Source organism: Pradoshia sp. TA40_28 (genome assembly GCF_059694525.1).
Genome location: NZ_JCATZO010000002.1, coordinates 410,102 through 428,339, shown reverse-complemented (window position 1 = coordinate 428,339; position 18,238 = coordinate 410,102). Strand labels below are relative to the sequence as shown.

Below are 18,238 nucleotides of genomic sequence, written 5' to 3'. Positions count from 1 at the left end.
TCAGACTGAATTTGGTTCAGCTGGACGCGATTTAACTCACCAGCAGAAAAATGATATTGAAGAATTAAATTTACCGGGAATAACCTTTGTCAAAGATACAAAAAGATTTTATCCTAATGGCATCTTTTCATCTCATGTAATAGGCTTTGTTGAAAATGATGAAGAAACTGGGAAAACAACTGGAGCTTTAGGACTCGAAAAAGAATTGGATCAGTACTTGCAGGAAAAGGATGGTTCAATCAAGTTCGAGGGTGATCTTTGGAGAAATATTCTTCCGAATAAAGAGACGGTAGTGAACGAACCTTCGGATGGAGCATCTGTTCAGTTAACGCTGGATAAGAAGATTCAAATCTTTTTAGAGGATGCGATGTCAGAGGTCAATAAGAAATACAGTCCAACCAAAATGATTGGGATTGTAGCGGATCCAAAAACAGGGAAAATATTGGCTATGTCGCAGCGGCCTACATTTGATTTAAACACACGTAATGGTTTAGCAGATACTTGGCAAAATCTGGCTGTTGAAGAGTCTTTTGAGCCAGGGTCTACAATGAAGATTTTTACGTTGGCTTCTGCAGTAGAAGAAGGGGTATTTAACCCTAATGAAAAATTTAAATCCGGCAGCTATAAGATTGAAGGTTCAAAACCGATAAGAGACCATAATGGCGGAGCAGGCTGGGGAGAGATTACCTATCTGGAAGGGGTGCAACGCTCTTCCAATGTTGCTTTTGCTAAATTGGCTGAAGATAAGATTGGTACAGATAAACTTTTAACCTACTTTGAGAGCTTTGGATTTGGTAAAAAGACTGGAATCGATCTGCCGAGTGAAACAACCGGAAAATTTGTCTATAAATATAAATCCGAAAAAATCACAACTGCTTTCGGACAGGGATCAACTGTAACACCGATACAAATGATTCAGGCGGCGACCGCCATTGCAAATGATGGTAAAATGATGAAACCTTATGTGGTAGATGCGATTAAGGATGCTAATACCAATAAAGTAATAAAAGAAACGAAACCTACTGTTGTCGGAACTCCTATTTCGAAAGAAACAGCTACTGAGGTTCGTGATATATTAGAAACGGTCGTAACCTCGAAAAACGGAACAGGAAAGCCGTATAAATTAGACGGATATGATGTTATCGGGAAAACTGGTACAGCGCAAATTCGCAGTCAAAGCGGAGCCGGCTATGCTACAGGCCATCAAAATTATCTATTTTCTTTCTTAGGTATGGCACCAAAAGATAATCCTGAGGTTGTCGTTTATGTTGCTATACAACAACCTCAGATTAAAGAAAGTGAATCGGGCTCTGCACCGGTTTCTCAAGTTTTTAACTCAGTAATGGAAAATACATTAAAGTATTTAAATATTAAGTCGGATGATACGAAGAAAAAATCTACAAGTGAAGTACCTGATCTAAATGATACGAATGTGGAGACAGCTAAAGCTCAGGTTGATGAGCTTGGTTTGGCACCTATCGTAATAGGTAATGGGACCAGAGTAACTAAACAATCGCCGAGTGCCGGAACCAAAATGATACAAGGGGAGAAGGTTCTTCTTCTGACAGATGGTGATTTAACGCTACCTGATTTTACGGGCTGGTCAATCAGGGATGTTATGAAGGCAGCTTCTTTAATGGATGTCGAGTTGAATACTTCAGGATCCGGCTATGCTATGACTCAAAAACCAAAAGCAGGCACGAAATTGAAGAAAGATGCGTTCCTGGTTGTCCAATTTGAGGATCCAGAAACGATTTATGAAAAATCAAAAGAGAAATCATCCAAAACAAAAGAAAAGGATGAAGTATCCGATTAGAACGACCATTCAAGGGCCTGACAGCCATTCTCAGCTGTCAGGCCTATTTTCTTTTCCTAATTATTTTGCATAGACATAAAGTGAAGTGTACAAGCATACAGTGAAAAAGGAGTCATGCATTGGAGGAGAGAAGGATGAGAGCATCAAATATTACTGTTCGTAAACGATTAATTGCGACACTGGTGATAGGATTGCTAGTATTTTTAGTTATTATTATCAGACTTGGATATGTTCAGTTTTATTTAGGTGATTTTTTGACTGGCTTAGCTAAAGATTCATGGAGCAGAAATGTACCATTTGAACCTAAACGAGGAGAAATTAAGGACAGAAATGGGGTGGTGTATGCGACAAATAAATCTGCTCCTACTGTCTATGTAGTCCCTCGTCAAATAGGAAATGCAGCGGAAACAGCTAAAGAGATTGCCTCAGTTCTAAATATGAGAACAGATAAAGCATTTAAACTAATAACATCAAATACGTCCATAGTCAAAATACCTGAAGGTCGAAAGATCAGTCATAATAAAGCAAAGCAAATAAGAGACTTAAACTTAAAGGGAGTTTATATTGCGGAGGATTCAATCCGTTATTATCCAAAAGGGTCAACACTGGCTCATGTCCTGGGATTTGCGGGTATTGATAATCAGGGATTAATGGGCCTTGAGCTGGCTTATGATGATGAGCTGAAGGGCCAAAAAGGATATGTGAAGTTTTATGCGGATGCCAAAGGTAAACGGATGGAAAATATGGCTGATGACTATAAGGCTCCGGAAAATGGATATGATTTAAAATTAACGGTGGATAACCGAATACAAACCATCATTGATCGAGAACTTGAAATCGCTCAGGAAACATATAATCCGGATGGTATCGTGGCCATTGCTGTGAATCCCAATACAGGTGAAATACTGGGGATGTCAAGTAGACCCACATTTAATCCGACAAACTTCAGAAATGTGGCGCCAGAGATTTATAATCGGAATCTGCCTGTTTGGAGTACCTACGAACCGGGATCTACATTTAAGATTATTACGCTGGCGGCAGCACTTGAAGAAGGAAAAGTAGATTTGAAAAATGATCATTTTTATGACCCGGGGTATACGAAAGTAGGCGGTGCTAGTTTAAGATGCTGGAAGCGCGGTGGTCATGGATCTGAAACCTTCCTCGAGGTTGTTCAAAATTCCTGTAACCCGGGATTTGTGGAGCTTGGTCAAAGACTGGGAAAAGAAAAACTATTTGATTATATTCATGATTTTGGATTCGGAGAGAAAACAGGTATTGATTTGCAGGGAGAGGGAAAAGGGATATTATTTAATATTGATCGAGTGGGGCCGGTTGAACAGGCAACAACTGCTTTTGGACAGGGTGTCTCGGTTACGCCAATCCAACAAGTTATGGCGGTGTCAGCTGCGGTAAACGGTGGTACACTTTATACTCCATACATTGCCAAGGAAATTGTCAATCCCTCTACCGGAGAGACCATCATTAAAAAAACGCCAAAGGCGAAAAGAAATGTCATATCCAAAGAAACATCAAAGGAAATACGTGAAGCCCTGGAAACAGTAGTGGCACAAGGATCAGGTAAAGGTGCTTTTGTCGATGGTTATCGAGTCGGAGGAAAAACTGGTACAGCCCAAAAAGCTCAAAATGGGAGATATTTAGAAAACAATTTTATCGTCTCGTTTATTGGCTTTGCGCCAGCAGATGATCCGCAATTAGTGATTTATTTAGCAATTGATAATCCAAAAGGGACAGTTCAATTTGGGGGAGTTGTAGCTGCTCCAATTGTAGGAAGAATGATGAAGGATAGTTTACCGGCCCTTGGTGTTGAACCGCGTAAAAATCAAGTAGAGAAAGAAAAAAACTATTTAGATCCAAGGATGGAAAAGGTTCCTGACTTGATTGGGATGACATTAAAGGATTTGGGTGAGCAATATTCTACGTTTAAAGTAGAAAAGTCGGGAAGCGGGAACCGAATTGTGCAGCAATCACCGGCTGCGGGTGTTAAGTTAACAGAAGGGTCTACGATACGAATTTATCTGGAGGAAGATGCTGCAGATGAATAACAGTGTCTGCATAGTACACACATGGCGGCTGATATTGTTTCCTTCAGCTGCCTCTTCGTTCATTAAAAAAAGATGAAAGCGGTTTTCTTTTAACCTGACGGAAGATTATATACTTTATTATTTCTAAACGCCTTGAATTACGATACAATAATGAAGATTGCTTTAAAAAAGAAAGGAACAGTTTTATGAAACTCGATGAATTAATCTCAAGAATACCGTTTAAACAGAAACAGGGAGAGGGAAACCCTCTTATTTCATCCGTTGAGAATGACCACCGTAGAGTAAAAGAAGGCAGTTTGTTTATCTGTATTAAGGGATATACTGTCGATGGTCATAATCTTGCAGAAGAGGCGGTTAGAAATGGAGCGGTCGCTATTCTTTCAGAAAAGCCGCTATCTCTAAATGTACCCGTTGTAATTGTGAAAAGCACCCAAAAAGTAATGGCTTTATTGGCCGATTTCTTTTATGGGCATCCTACTCAAAAGCTTAATCTGATTGGTATTACCGGTACTAATGGAAAAACAACAATTAGTCATCTGGTTGAAAAAATATTTCAGGATGCAGACTATACAACTGGTTTAATTGGAACCATGTATACGAAGATTGGATCTGAGAAATACGAAACCAAAAATACAACACCTGATAGTCTGACATTACAAAAAACATTTGCAGATATGGTTAATAATCATGTACATACTGCAGTTATGGAAGTGTCTTCACATGCACTCGATATGGGGCGTGTATTTGGTTGTGATTACGATATTGCTGTTTTTTCAAATTTAACCCAGGATCATCTTGATTACCATGGAACGATGGAGAATTATCGCTACGCGAAGAGTTTATTATTTTCTCGTTTAGGAAACACCTATCTCGATAATCAACCCAAATATGCTATCTTAAATGCAGATGATTCAGCATCCATTATGTTTGAAAAAGTAACTTCTGCCAGTGTAGTGACATATGGCATTATTCAAAAAGCAGATGTAAGAGCTACTGATATTGTCATTTCGGCAGAAGGAACAAGATTCACTTTGACAACGCCAGATCACAGTTGCCCAGTTACAATCCCGATGATTGGCAAATTCAATGTATATAACTGTTTGGCTGCAGTTGCTGTTGGATTGGTTTCAGGGCTATCAATTCAACAAATCCTTTCATCATTGCAGGATATTAAGGGAGTTACAGGCCGTTTTGAGCCGGTATATGGCGGACAGGAATTTACTGTTTTAGTCGACTATGCCCATACTCCGGATAGCTTGGAAAACGTTCTGAAGACGATTAATGAATTTGCTGCTAAAAAAGTGTATACCATAGTGGGATGCGGCGGCGATCGAGATCGTAGCAAACGTCCTATTATGGCAAGGGTGGCATGTGAATATAGTTCAAATCCAATTTTCACATCTGATAATCCGAGAAGTGAGGATGCCTTATCCATTCTTGCTGATATGGAAAATGGAGTGGCCGGTTATAATTACAAGGTAATTGCTGACCGTAAGGAAGCAATCTTTGATGCGATCCTCAGGGCAGAACCTGGTGATGTTGTCTTGATTGCCGGCAAAGGCCACGAGAATTACCAAATTATTGGTAAGGAAGTCCTTCACTTTGATGATAAGGAAGTAGCACTTGAAGCACTTGAACAAAAATTACATTTGAACCGAAAAGAAGAAAGGGAGTAGAACCATGCTGGAGCAAGTTTTATTTTTTACTATACTCGTATCATTCTTAATAACGGTTCTTCTTTCTCCTATTTTTATTCCGTTCCTGAGACGCTTAAAATTTGGCCAAAGTATTAGAGAAGAAGGACCAAAATCACATCAGAAAAAAACAGGCACCCCTACTATGGGTGGCGTTGTATTCTTATTATCGATCCTTGTTACAACTCTTGTGATGACAGGAAAATTTGGTGAACCAAGCACTGAAACTTATTTATTGTTATTTGTAACCATTGGGTTTGGGTTACTTGGCTTTCTAGATGACTTTATAAAAATCGCCATGAAGAGAAATCTTGGTTTAACATCCAGGCAAAAACTAATTGGTCAGATTGTGATCTCTTGTATCTTTTATTTCATTATGAGGCAAAGTAATATGTCTACTGAAATTAGTATCCCATTGACTGATTACAGTATCGATTTTGGCTGGTTTTACATTTTTATTATTATATTCTGGTTAGTTGGTTTTTCAAATGCTGTTAATTTAACGGATGGTCTTGATGGTTTAGTATCAGGGGCTTCTGCCATAGCATTTGGAGCATTTGCTGTATTAGCCTGGAATTTAAAAGAATACGATATTGCTTTATTCTGTGTTGCGGTCGTCGGAGCTGTACTGGGATTCCTTGTTTTTAATGCACACCCTGCAAAAGTATTTATGGGGGACACAGGATCACTTGCCTTAGGCGGAGCAATAGCCACAGTAGCTATCTTACTGAAATTAGAATTACTTCTCGTTATTATTGGCGGTATCTTTGTGATTGAGACTTTATCCGTTATTATTCAGGTAGCTTCTTTTAAAACAACAGGCAAACGTATATTTAAGATGAGTCCACTGCACCATCATTATGAATTGAGCGGTTGGTCAGAATGGCGCGTAGTTGTAACGTTTTGGACGGTTGGATTACTTTTCGCTATCTTGGGAATCTACTTAGAGGTGTGGTTATAATATGAAGCAAATCAACGATTATTTAAGAAAAAAAGTACTTGTCCTTGGATTGGCGAAGAGCGGTGTGAGTGCGGCTTCTCTTTTGCATAAACTAGGTGCATTTGTGACGGTAAATGACTTTAAGCCTTTGAATGAAAATCCAGAGGCTCAAGGGTTACTTGAAGAAGGCATTAAAGTAGTTTGCGGCAGCCATCCAATTGAATTGTTGGATGAAGGGTTCGAATTAATTGTAAAAAACCCTGGAATCCCTTATACAAATCCGATGATACAGGAAGCTCTAAAAAAGAATATAGAAATTATTACTGAGGTTGAGCTTGCCTATCGCATTTCTGAAGCCCCATTTATCGGGATCACCGGAACGAATGGTAAAACAACGACGACGACTTTGATCTATGAAATGCTTGAGCGTGGTGGAAAAAAGCCTCTAATAGCTGGAAACATTGGAACCGTGGCGAGTGGGGTTGCCCAGGAAGCTAAGGAAGATAATGTGATTGTGATTGAATTATCATCGTTTCAACTAATGGGTATTCAAACATTCAGACCGCATATTGCAGTCTACTTAAATCTTTATGATGCCCATCTGGATTACCATGGCACGAAAGACGAATACTCTTTTGCCAAAGCGCAGATAACGAGTAATCAAAACAATACGGACTTTTTTATTTATAATGCTAGCCAGGTGGATACAAGAAAAGCGGCTGAGCATTCAAATGCTGTTTCCATTCCATTCAATACAGAAGTCGCTGATGAAACTGGAGCTTATACGAAAGACGGATATATTTGGTTCAGGGATGAAAAAATAATTGCCCTTGATGAGGTTGTATTACCTGGTAAGCATAACCTCGAAAATGTTTTGTCCGCTGTTGCCGCAGTTAAATTGTATGGAGTATCAAATGAAGCGATTCAATATGTCTTAAAAACATTCAGAGGCGTTAAACATCGTATGCAATATGTTGCAGAAATAGATGGGCGGAAATTTTATAACGATTCAAAAGCGACGAATATTTTAGCTGCATCTGCTGCTATATCTTCGTTTAAAACTCCTTTAATTCTGTTAGCAGGGGGCTTGGACCGTGGTAATGATTTTGATGAATTAATTCCGCTCCTTACTCATGTTAAGGCGATGATCGTGTTTGGAGAAACAGCTGAAAAATTAACGGAAACTGCACAGAAAGCAGGGATAGCTATAATCAAACATGTCGATAATGTAGCTATAGCCGCCAATGAGGCATATAAGCTGTCTGAAATTGGTGATACTATTTTACTTTCACCGGCATGTGCTAGTTGGGACCAATATAAAACTTTTGAAGTCCGTGGAGACATGTTTATGGATGCCGTGCATAAGTTAAAATAGGGGCTTGTTCAAGAGAACGGTATTTCTTGGGAAATGGACTGCTTTTAGAGCAATAGAGACGATTTTTAGAAGTCGTCTCTTTTTGTTAGCATTCTCTTACCAAGATATACTTCCCTAATTTAAAACAAAGAGGTGCATGGAAGTGCCTGCAAAAAAATCTACTCCTGACTTTATTTTAATCATTGCTATGCTTTCTTTACTTTCAATAGGGCTGGTTATGGTATACAGTGCCAGTGCAATATGGGCTACTTATAAATTTGATGACACCTTCTTCTTTGCGAAAAGACAGTTATTATTTGCAGGTGTAGGGATTGTAGCCATGTTTGTTATTATGAATATCGATTATTGGAATTGGAGAAGGTGGGCAAAGCCTTTAATCATTATTTGTTTTGTGTTGCTGGTTGTCGTGTTGATTCCTGGAATAGGGACACTTAGGAACGGTTCCAGGAGCTGGATTGGTGTAGGCGCATTTTCCATACAGCCGTCTGAATTTATGAAACTAGCGATGATTGTCTTTCTTGCCAAATTTTTATCCGAAAGGCAAAAGTACATAACAACACTTAAAAAGGGTTTAGTACCCTCCTTAGGACTGGTTTTCTTAGCGTTTGGGTTAATTATGATGCAGCCGGATCTTGGGACGGGCACAGTAATGGTAGGCACTTGTATAGCGATGATTTTTATCGCGGGTGCGCGGATCAGTCATTTCGTCGGCCTTGGTATGCTTGGGGTTGCAGGTTTCGTTGTACTAATTATATCCGCTCCTTACCGTATGAAGAGAATCACATCTTTTCTCGACCCATGGCAGGATCCCCTTGGGAGTGGTTTTCAAATTATCCAATCTCTTTATGCCATTGGGCCTGGTGGGTTGTTTGGACTGGGACTTGGCCAAAGCAGACAAAAGTTCTTTTATTTGCCTGAGCCGCAAACTGATTTTATATTTGCTATTCTTTCGGAGGAATTGGGTTTTATCGGGGGTTCTCTAGTTATATTGCTATTTTCTCTTCTGTTATGGAGAGGGATCAGAATTGCGCTTGGTGCACCTGATTTATTCGGAGCTTTTTTAGCAGTTGGGATTATTGTTATGATTGCGATACAGGTGATGATCAATATTGGAGTTGTAACAGGTCTAATGCCTGTTACAGGCATCACGTTACCATTTTTAAGCTATGGAGGGTCCTCATTAACTTTGATGTTAATGGCAGTGGGTGTATTACTCAATATAAGCAGATATTCTAATTATTAGAATGACAGGAAGCTGATTCATTAAGCTTCTTTTTTTTACAGGTCATTATTATTTAAGTATAATTGTGTTTTCAGCAATATATATAACGAAGAACCTATGTAAACCTGGTTTAGAGTGTAGTAGAATATGGGTAAACCCTATAGTTAGTAACAATGTAAGTGAAAGGTGAATCGATCATGAAAATAGTACTGAGTGGTGGTGGTACAGGTGGACATATCTATCCTGCACTTGCCATGGCAAGAGAAATTAAAAAATTAAATCCGGAGGCATCCTTTTTATATATAGGTACAGAAAAAGGATTAGAAAAAGACCTTGTCAGTCGTGAAGGGCTTGAATTTAAGGCAATTGAGATTACGGGATTTAAACGATCTTTAAGCTTTGAAAATGTAAAAACAATTTGGCGTTTCTTAAAAGGTGTTACGAATAGCAAGAAAATCATAAAAGAATTTAAACCAGATGTCGTAATTGGTACAGGTGGATATGTATGTGGCCCGGTTGTTTATGCAGCAGCCAAAATGAAGGTACCAACGATTATTCATGAGCAAAACAGTGTGCCGGGCTTAACAAATAAATTTCTAAGTCGATATGTTAATAAGGTAGCGATCAGTTTTGAAGAGGCTTCGCAGTACTTTCCAAAGGAAAAAGTTGTTCTAACCGGTAATCCGCGTGGTTCAGAAGTTGTATCACATATTGGCTCAAATGCAATTCAGCAACTAGGGGTAAAAAAAGGTATGCCTTCTGTCCTGATATTCGGAGGAAGCCGTGGAGCAAGAGCTATTAATGAAGCCGTTCTAAAAAATATTGAAGTATTGAAAGATAAACCATACCAAATTATTTATATAACAGGTGACGTCCATTACGAATCTGTAAAAGAGGAACTTGATTTAGTAGGGACACCGGATAATGTCATTGTAAAACCTTTTATACACAATATGCCGGAGATCCTGCCTTCAATTGATTTGGTTGTATCGAGAGCTGGAGCAACAACATTGGCAGAATTAACAGCATTGGGTATCGCCAGCATCCTTATTCCAAGTCCATATGTAACAAATAATCATCAGGAAAAGAATGCGCAGGCTTTAGTATCCAATGGAGCTGCGTTGATGATAAAAGAGAGTGAATTAAATGGTAGCTCTTTAATAAAAGCAATGGATGAAATTATACTGAATCAAATCAAAATTGAATCTATGAAAAAGGCAGCAAAGGAAATGGGCATGCCTGATTCTGCAGAACGTTTATTGCAAATCATTAAGGACTTGCAATAAAGATAAAGTAACAGAGCGGGGACGGATACAATTAAGATTAGAATAGTGGAGCATGCCAGTCATTTTTAATAAAGATTGGCATGGCTTTCGTTTGACGACTTACACGTAATCCTTTTCTTCCTTTGTGATTACGATCTGTTTAGTCGGGTCTTAACTCTTAACTTATGATTCGTACGTACTCTGTATAGCCTTAGAAATATTCGTATATCTATCCGCTTTTAAAAGTGAAGGTTTTTTTATCTTGACTCTTTTTATTTGGATAGTTTGGAAGAAGGAAGCATCATTCTCTCTTTTAAAAAAAGCAGAAAAAAGCAGGAGATTATATGTTATAATTTTCTCATAATTGATATCTGTATCGATTGTCTTTTTTTAGATGAATAGGATTAAATATTTGAACATAGAGTCTTCAACTATTCGATATTCATTGCGATAAGGTCATATATTATGGGATAAAATTACTATACGTATGTAATCCACCTGAAGGCATACAGATTCTTAGTTGTTGTTTAAAAAGAGGTGTTTGGATTGGATAAGAATTTGGTATCTCTTGAAGACCGGATTCCGAAATTGAAACAAATGAGGAAAAAGAAGGCAAACAGGCGCTTAATTGGACTTTTGGCGATCTTCTTTTTACTTATATTCAGTATTATCTATCTACAATCTCCATTAAGCCGAATTCAATCAATCCGTGTGGAGGGCAATACGTATTTGACGGATCAAGAAATCATTAAACAAAGCGGTTTGGAAATTGATGATAATATTTGGGAGATTAAAACGGACAAGATTGAAGCAGCGATAAAGAAACATACCGAGATAAAGGATGTTACGTTGCAAAAGAAGTTTCCTAACCATATAAAAATAAAAATCAATGAGTACGAATACACGGCTTATGTACAAAAAGGAAAGGAATATTATCCGGTTTTATCTAATGGGAAAATACTAGATAAGAAATTGCAGCATATTCCTGATTCCGGTCCGTTACTCGTATCTTTTAAAGAAGGGAAACCTTTGGCTATTATTATTGAGCAGCTTGAAGAAATGCCTGAGGATGTCATGAATTCAATATCAGAGATTCATCATAATCCATCGAAGACAGATAAAACGAAAGTAACACTTTATATGAATGATGGATATGAAGTGACTGCAAGCGGAGAAACTTTAGCTGACAAACTGGTGCATTATGCTGCCATTGTGAGTCAATTGGAGGAAGGCAGCAAAGGAATCATTGATCTTGAAGTTGGTTCGTATTTTCGTTCTTACAAAACGGACTCAAAAAGCGAATAAAGTATTCTAAAAGATGTGAAATACCATGTGCAGTAAGTCATCTAGTAAGGTATTAAATTCACTTATTATGGCAGCCCAATAAATAATCTATTTTATTGGGATATCATATTATATTAGTAGCTTCATCTTTCAATAATAAACCGAATCAGATTGAATAGATGTAAGAAAATTCATTTTTTATATAATTTAAGCTATAAATTTGACTTTTCTAGGCGTTCATATTGGTGTAGACTTGTATTTATCAAGGTAATTTGAAATCACAAAATGTTTTTCTGAAATATTGCTAATTTATTTAAAAACAAACACTCATTTATTAACCCTGATGTTTTTTAAGATAAAATGACAGGATAATAAGGTGTTTTGGCGAATAGTTGTTTTGTAGGGTTTAAAAGTCAATCATAATTAGATAGCTATTAAAGGAGGTGCCAAAGGGTGCACAACAATGAAATATATGTTAGCCTTGACATCGGTACATCCACTGTGAAAGTGATAATAGGAGAAATGGAGAATGACTCCTTGAACATAATCGGTGTGGGTAATGCAGCATCTGAAGGCTTGAGGAAAGGTCAGATTGTTGATATAGATGAAACTGTTAAATCCATTCGTAAAGCTGTTGAACAAGCTGAGAGAATGGTAGGTATGGAGATTCGTAAAGTGATTGTGGGAATAAGTGCCAATCATATTATGCTTCAGCCATGCCATGGAGTGGTCGCTGTTTCTAATGACAATCGTGAGATAACGGAAGAAGATAAAATCCGTGTGAGGGAACAGGCTGAGTTAGTTACAATCCCTTCTGATCGAGAAATTATTGATGTTATTCCGGTTCATTACAAGGTTGATGAAATAGATGAGATCAGTGATCCAAAGGGGATGACTGGAGTCCGTCTGGAAATGAGAGGCGTCTTGATTACAGGACTCAGAACCATTTTACATAATACGCTTCGTGCTGTTGAACACGCAGGACTAGAAATAACGGATATTGCTTTGCAGCCAATGGCAGCTGGCTCACTTGTATTGTCCAAAGATGAGCGGAATTTAGGAATAGCGCTTGTAGATATAGGTGGCGGTTCTACATCAGTTGCTGTATTTGAAGATGGAGAGCTGAAAGGTGCAACTGTTATCCCGCTCGGCGGTAATATTATTACGAAAGATATCAGTATTGTCCTGAAAACACCGACTGAGGTATCTGAGCAAATTAAAATCAGGCATGGCCATGCATTCATTGATGATGATGCGGAAGAAGAAACATTTACCATTCCTGTCATTGGCAGTGAAAAACAACAGACCTGCAATCAATTTATTGTTTCTGATATTATGGAAGATAGATTAACAGAGATTTTTGAACTGGTCGAAGATGAAATAGCTAAAATGGGTGTAAATGATTTGCTGGGAGGCTATGTTCTCACTGGTGGAGTAGTGAAAACCCCTGGTATACTAGATTTAGCGCAAAATATCCTGCAAAATCGTGTTCGTGGAGCAGAACCTAATTACATAGGTGTCAGAGAACCGCAGTATACAACCTCTGTCGGTCTTATCACATATGCATGTAATAAAGCCAGATCTCAAGGAATGAAACTAGGATCGCACACTGTTGCAGCAACTAAAGAAGTAACAGAAAAGCGTCCAACTAAAAACACAGCTCCAAAAGAAAAAGCACCAAAAGATCCGGAAGATAAAATGAGTACAAAAATGAAAAAATTCTTCGGAGTATTTTTCGAATAGGGGAAACACTTTACCGAAAATAATAGGAGGACTTTCCATGCTAGAATTTGATACAAATATTGATTCATTAGCAACGATTAAAGTAATCGGTGTAGGGGGTGGCGGAAATAACGCAGTTAACCGAATGATTGAACATGGTTTACAAGGAGTAGAATTCATTGCGGTTAACACAGATGCCCAAGCTTTAAATCTATCAAAAGCTGAAACAAAAATGCAAATAGGCGGTAAATTGACGCGTGGACTTGGTGCTGGTGCCAATCCTGAAGTTGGAAAGAAAGCTGCTGAAGAAAGTAAAGAGCAAATTGAACAAGCTCTTCAAGGCGCAGATATGGTATTTGTTACCGCTGGAATGGGCGGTGGTACCGGGACGGGTGCTGCTCCTGTAGTAGCTCAAATTGCGCGTGAATTGGGCGCTCTGACTGTTGGTGTTGTCACAAGACCGTTTACATTCGAAGGCCGCAAGCGTTCCACACAAGCACAAGGTGGAATTGCATCGATGAAAGAATCAGTTGATACTTTAATCGTCATTCCAAATGATCGATTATTGGAAATCGTGGACAAAAGTACACCGATGCTTGAAGCGTTCCGTGAAGCGGACAATGTTCTACGACAAGGTGTACAAGGTATCTCTGATTTAATCGCCGTACCGGGATTAATTAACCTGGATTTCGCCGATGTTAAAACAATTATGTCCAATAAAGGATCCGCTTTAATGGGAATTGGGGTTGCTTCCGGAGAAAGCCGTGCTGCAGAGGCAGCTAAAAAAGCAATTTCAAGTCCACTTCTTGAAACATCGATTGATGGTGCTCAAGGGGTGTTAATGAACATCACTGGTGGAACAAATTTAAGTCTATTCGAAGTTCAGGAAGCAGCTGATATTGTAGCTTCAGCTTCTGACCAAGAAGTTAATATGATCTTTGGATCTGTTATTAATGAGAATTTGAAAGACGAAATTGTGGTAACCGTGATTGCTACAGGCTTCAATGAAGTGGAACAACAGCGTCCAGCCACAGCACGTCCGAACTTTGGTCAAACACGCCCTGCTCCACAAAGCAACCCGGTTAAGCGTGAAGTTCCAAAACGTGAAGAGACCTATACATCAGAACCAAGCAGAAGTACCCAAGTGAGCAGCAATAATTCCGATGACACACTAGATATTCCTACTTTCTTAAGAAATCGGAATCGCCGCAGATAATATCATAAGAGGAAGATGTGAGCAACAGTATTTTGCCGAACATCTTCCTCTTTTTTATGTTTGACTGTTTTTCAAGCACCTTCGTTAACGAGCTTCCTTTAATCTCTATGTGAAATGCTCCTCCGGATCAATAATAAATTTTCTCCTATTCCTAATTACTTACCTAGTTTACTAGTTAAAACATTTTTCGAATGCGTCAGTAGTTTTATTGGTATTCAATAAAAAATATGGACTGATAAATAAAGAGAACATCTATTTGTGAATCTCTAAGAATACAGGGAAACTATCGACAAATATTGATGAAAATATAAATAAAAAACACTCTCTCCCATTACAGGAAGTGACAACCTTTTGGAGTCTGTCAGGTTATAATTTCTCATATGTTCTATTAAAAAAATTATGAGGACACAGTATGACTATTTATATGGATGCCATTTGGTTTCTCAATTGGATTTTTGATACGTGTTTATTGGTATGGACAGCTGTATTATTAAAGAATCAATTTAATTGGATCAGAATTGTATGCGGAGGTTTTATTGGTTCATCGATTGTTTGGCTCTATATCACTCCCTATTCCTATTTAGCTGACCAAGTTTGGCTAAAAAGTATGATTTCCATCCTAATGATTTTAACAGCATTTGGTTTTAAAAGTATTCGAGCTTTTATTAAGAAACTAATTATTTTATATGGTGTGACTTTTACTTGCGGTGGGATTCTGCTAGGCAGTCACTATTTTTTTAGTTTTAAGGTGACTGAATATTTTGACGGATTTGCGAATGGCTCTGGAAGTTTTGGCGATCCGGTCAGCTGGATTTTTGTCATGATTGGCTTTCCATTGGCCTGGCACTTTTCGAAAAAGCATATTAACATTCTGGAACTTGCCAAATGGAATAAGGAACAGCGGGTTACGATGAAGGTAGAAATCAATGGGGTATCATTTGATTGTGAAGGCCTTGTTGATACTGGAAACCAATTACTTGATCCAATATCTGGAGCTCCTGTGGCGATTATTTCTCTTTATGGAAGGGAAACGTTACTGCCAGTCCCTGTTACCAAATTAATTGAGAATGGTATACAAAATATGAACAGTGATTTTACAGGTTTTCCTGATGGATGGCAGGAAAAAATGAGGATTATTCCATGCAAGGTTGTAGGTAATGAAAGTCAATTATTAATAGCGTTTAAACCGGATGTCCTAGCTATTAAATCAGCTGATGATTATCGTACAGTTCAGAAATGCTTAATTTCGTTTTCAATGCAGGAATTATCCGGTGAAGGGCTTTTCGATTCTATTGTTCATCCGAAAATGGTAGCGGTCGTTGATTCAGCATCTGCCTCATAAGGTGATAGATACTTTACTAAATTCCAGAAAGAAATAGACTTTGAGGATTAGGAAAGGGGTTAAACAATTGAAGAATTTCCGCTTTAGATTATCATATTATTGGACAAAAGTATTGGTTAAATTAAAGCTGAAATCGGATGAAATATACTATATTGGCGGAAGCGAAGCCCTTCCACCGCCGCTTAGTAAGGAAGAAGAAGAAATTTTGATTCATAAACTGCCAAAGGGTGATGAAACGGCTAGATCCATGCTTATTGAAAGAAATCTTCGATTAGTTGTATACATAGCTCGTAAATTTGAGAATACAGGAATCAATATCGAAGATTTAATTAGTATTGGTACAATTGGACTTATTAAAGCAGTGAACACGTTCAATCCTGAAAAGAAAATAAAGCTGGCTACATATGCGTCAAGGTGTATAGAAAATGAAATTCTGATGTACTTGCGAAGAAACAGTAAAACACGTTCGGAAGTTTCATTTGATGAACCATTAAATATTGACTGGGATGGGAACGAATTGCTCCTCTCTGATGTACTTGGGACGGATGACGATATCATCACGAAAAATTTAGAGACAAGTATTGATAAAAAGCTCTTGGCTAAGGCGCTGGAACAATTAAATGATCGCGAGAAACAAATTATGGAACTGAGATTCGGTCTGGTTGGTGGAGAAGAAAAAACCCAAAAAGATGTTGCCGATTTACTAGGGATTTCCCAGTCCTATATATCGCGACTTGAAAAGCGGATTATTAAAAGACTAAGAAAAGAATTTAATAAAATGGTTTGAGGAATGGCAGAAAAATTTTTTATCAGGTAAACCTTTAAGTTATAAGGATTTCAGCATAAACACTATGCGGAAATAATTTTTATATGCATATAATTTCCTCCCGCGGAGATACTTTACTTTGTACAGCAGCTCCTGCTAGGAGGGAATGGATTGACACGAAATAAAGTAGAAATATGTGGTGTGGATACATCAAAATTACCTGTTTTAAAAAATGATGAAATGCGGGAATTGTTCAAACAGATGCAATCGGGAGAATCATCATCAGCGCGGGAGAAGTTAGTTAACGGTAATCTTCGACTTGTCCTGAGTGTCATTCAGCGTTTTAATAACAGGGGTGAGTATGTTGATGACCTCTTCCAGGTTGGGTGTATCGGTTTAATGAAATCCATTGACAACTTTGACTTAAGCCAGAATGTTAAATTTTCTACGTATGCTGTACCGATGATCATAGGGGAGATACGCCGTTATTTACGGGATAATAACCCGATTAGGGTTTCTAGGTCGCTAAGGGATATTGCGTACAAGGCGTTACAGGTCAGAGAGCGGTTAATGAGTGAAACATCGAGAGAACCTACATCAGAAGAAATTGCAAAAGCACTTGACGTTACTTATGAAGAAGTTGTGTTTGCCCTTGATGCAATCCAGGATCCGGTGTCTTTATTTGAACCAATCTATAACGATGGAGGCGATCCGATTTTTGTGATGGATCAACTCAGTGATGAAAAGAGCAAAGACAGCACTTGGATTAATGAGATTGCCTTAAAAGATGGCATGCGCAGGTTAAATGATCGGGAAAAAATGATCCTAAGGAAACGTTTCTTCCAAGGGAAAACACAAATGGAAGTCGCTGAGGAAATTGGAATTTCACAAGCGCAGGTGTCCCGTCTGGAAAAAGCGGCTATTCGCCAAATGAATAAAAATATCTAGCTGCTGATTATGAACTTATAATTAAATATGTTATGCCTTTTAAGCTATCCTCGTGGAGGGTGGCTTTTATTATTGTAAAGTCACTACGTTTCAGGTTCTTGTACCAGCTAATGATCAAGGCTGATTGTAAAGGTATCTTGAATATAAGATCATTCATCAGAATTAGTAATGATAGATTTATTGGTATAGTTAGGTGGGATCCGCAAATACAAATTACAATCCATAATCAAGATTTAATTAAAAAAGGACAGAAGATAGGCGGTTCTTTATTACTATATTTATTCATATAATGCCAGTAACCATAAAAATCCCGGTTGGGGGTAGAGACGAATGATAAAAATTTCGGAATTGCAGGTTAAAGAAATTGTAAATACATTGGATGGTAAACGTTTAGGAAATGTTGAAGATATTGAAATCAACCTTAGGACAGGTAGAATTGAAAGCATAACGGTAGCCAATAGTAAAATGCTTTCATTTATGAATAAAGATGAAGATATTGTCATTCCGTGGAATAAAATTAAAATGATTGGGGAAGATATTGTACTTGTGGAACACAAGGGAAATGGAAGTTTCAATGAATAGAAG

Annotated in this window: 14 protein-coding genes; all 14 read left to right on the top strand. The window is 38.1% G+C overall.

Annotated features, from left to right (window positions below; all coding sequences use genetic code 11):
* The coding region (locus tag AC58NB_RS04085; protein WP_497425537.1) for a penicillin-binding protein at positions 1 to 1,816 on the top strand (1,816 nt) is incomplete at its 5' end.
* Positions 1,817 to 1,950: 134 nt separating this feature from the next.
* The gene (locus AC58NB_RS04080; protein ID WP_497425536.1) at positions 1,951 to 3,879 is read left to right on the top strand and encodes a stage V sporulation protein D; all 1,929 of its coding nucleotides are present in this window, start codon (positions 1,951 to 1,953) and stop codon (positions 3,877 to 3,879) included.
* Between the two features lie 185 nt (positions 3,880 to 4,064).
* A complete protein-coding gene (locus tag AC58NB_RS04075; protein ID WP_497425535.1) occupies positions 4,065 to 5,555 on the top strand; it encodes a UDP-N-acetylmuramoyl-L-alanyl-D-glutamate--2,6-diaminopimelate ligase in 1,491 nt (496 codons plus the stop codon).
* 4 nt (positions 5,556 to 5,559) lie between these two features.
* Complete coding sequence (gene mraY, locus AC58NB_RS04070) at positions 5,560 to 6,534, top strand: phospho-N-acetylmuramoyl-pentapeptide-transferase (RefSeq protein WP_497425534.1); 975 nt, start codon at positions 5,560 to 5,562, stop codon at positions 6,532 to 6,534.
* A gap of 1 nt (position 6,535) precedes the next feature.
* Positions 6,536 to 7,888: a UDP-N-acetylmuramoyl-L-alanine--D-glutamate ligase gene (gene murD, locus AC58NB_RS04065; protein ID WP_497425533.1), complete on the top strand. Its 1,353-nt coding sequence runs from the start codon at positions 6,536 to 6,538 to the stop codon at positions 7,886 to 7,888.
* A 142-nt stretch (positions 7,889 to 8,030) separates the two neighbouring features.
* Positions 8,031 to 9,131, top strand: coding sequence for a stage V sporulation protein E (gene spoVE / locus AC58NB_RS04060; protein ID WP_497425532.1), 1,101 nt, complete (start codon positions 8,031 to 8,033; stop codon positions 9,129 to 9,131).
* A gap of 176 nt (positions 9,132 to 9,307) precedes the next feature.
* Complete coding sequence (gene murG / locus AC58NB_RS04055) at positions 9,308 to 10,396, top strand: undecaprenyldiphospho-muramoylpentapeptide beta-N-acetylglucosaminyltransferase (protein ID WP_497425531.1); 1,089 nt, start codon at positions 9,308 to 9,310, stop codon at positions 10,394 to 10,396.
* A gap of 516 nt (positions 10,397 to 10,912) precedes the next feature.
* The gene (locus tag AC58NB_RS04050) at positions 10,913 to 11,680 is read left to right on the top strand and encodes a cell division protein FtsQ/DivIB (RefSeq protein ID WP_497425530.1); all 768 of its coding nucleotides are present in this window, start codon (positions 10,913 to 10,915) and stop codon (positions 11,678 to 11,680) included.
* 432 nt (positions 11,681 to 12,112) lie between these two features.
* The gene (gene ftsA / locus AC58NB_RS04045; RefSeq protein ID WP_497425529.1) at positions 12,113 to 13,402 is read left to right on the top strand and encodes a cell division protein FtsA; all 1,290 of its coding nucleotides are present in this window, start codon (positions 12,113 to 12,115) and stop codon (positions 13,400 to 13,402) included.
* 37 nt (positions 13,403 to 13,439) lie between these two features.
* On the top strand, positions 13,440 to 14,597 hold the full coding sequence (ftsZ, locus tag AC58NB_RS04040; protein WP_497425528.1) for a cell division protein FtsZ: 1,158 nt from the start codon (positions 13,440 to 13,442) through the stop codon (positions 14,595 to 14,597).
* Between the two features lie 412 nt (positions 14,598 to 15,009).
* Complete coding sequence (gene spoIIGA, locus AC58NB_RS04035) at positions 15,010 to 15,939, top strand: sigma-E processing peptidase SpoIIGA (protein ID WP_497425527.1); 930 nt, start codon at positions 15,010 to 15,012, stop codon at positions 15,937 to 15,939.
* A 67-nt stretch (positions 15,940 to 16,006) separates the two neighbouring features.
* Entirely contained in the window at positions 16,007 to 16,726 is a 720-nt protein-coding gene (gene sigE, locus AC58NB_RS04030; protein WP_497425526.1) for an RNA polymerase sporulation sigma factor SigE, read from the top strand.
* A gap of 150 nt (positions 16,727 to 16,876) precedes the next feature.
* Positions 16,877 to 17,653: an RNA polymerase sporulation sigma factor SigG gene (gene sigG, locus AC58NB_RS04025; protein WP_497425525.1), complete on the top strand. Its 777-nt coding sequence runs from the start codon at positions 16,877 to 16,879 to the stop codon at positions 17,651 to 17,653.
* A gap of 330 nt (positions 17,654 to 17,983) precedes the next feature.
* A complete protein-coding gene (locus AC58NB_RS04020; protein ID WP_497425524.1) occupies positions 17,984 to 18,235 on the top strand; it encodes a YlmC/YmxH family sporulation protein in 252 nt (83 codons plus the stop codon).
* Positions 18,236 to 18,238 lie beyond the last annotated feature (3 nt).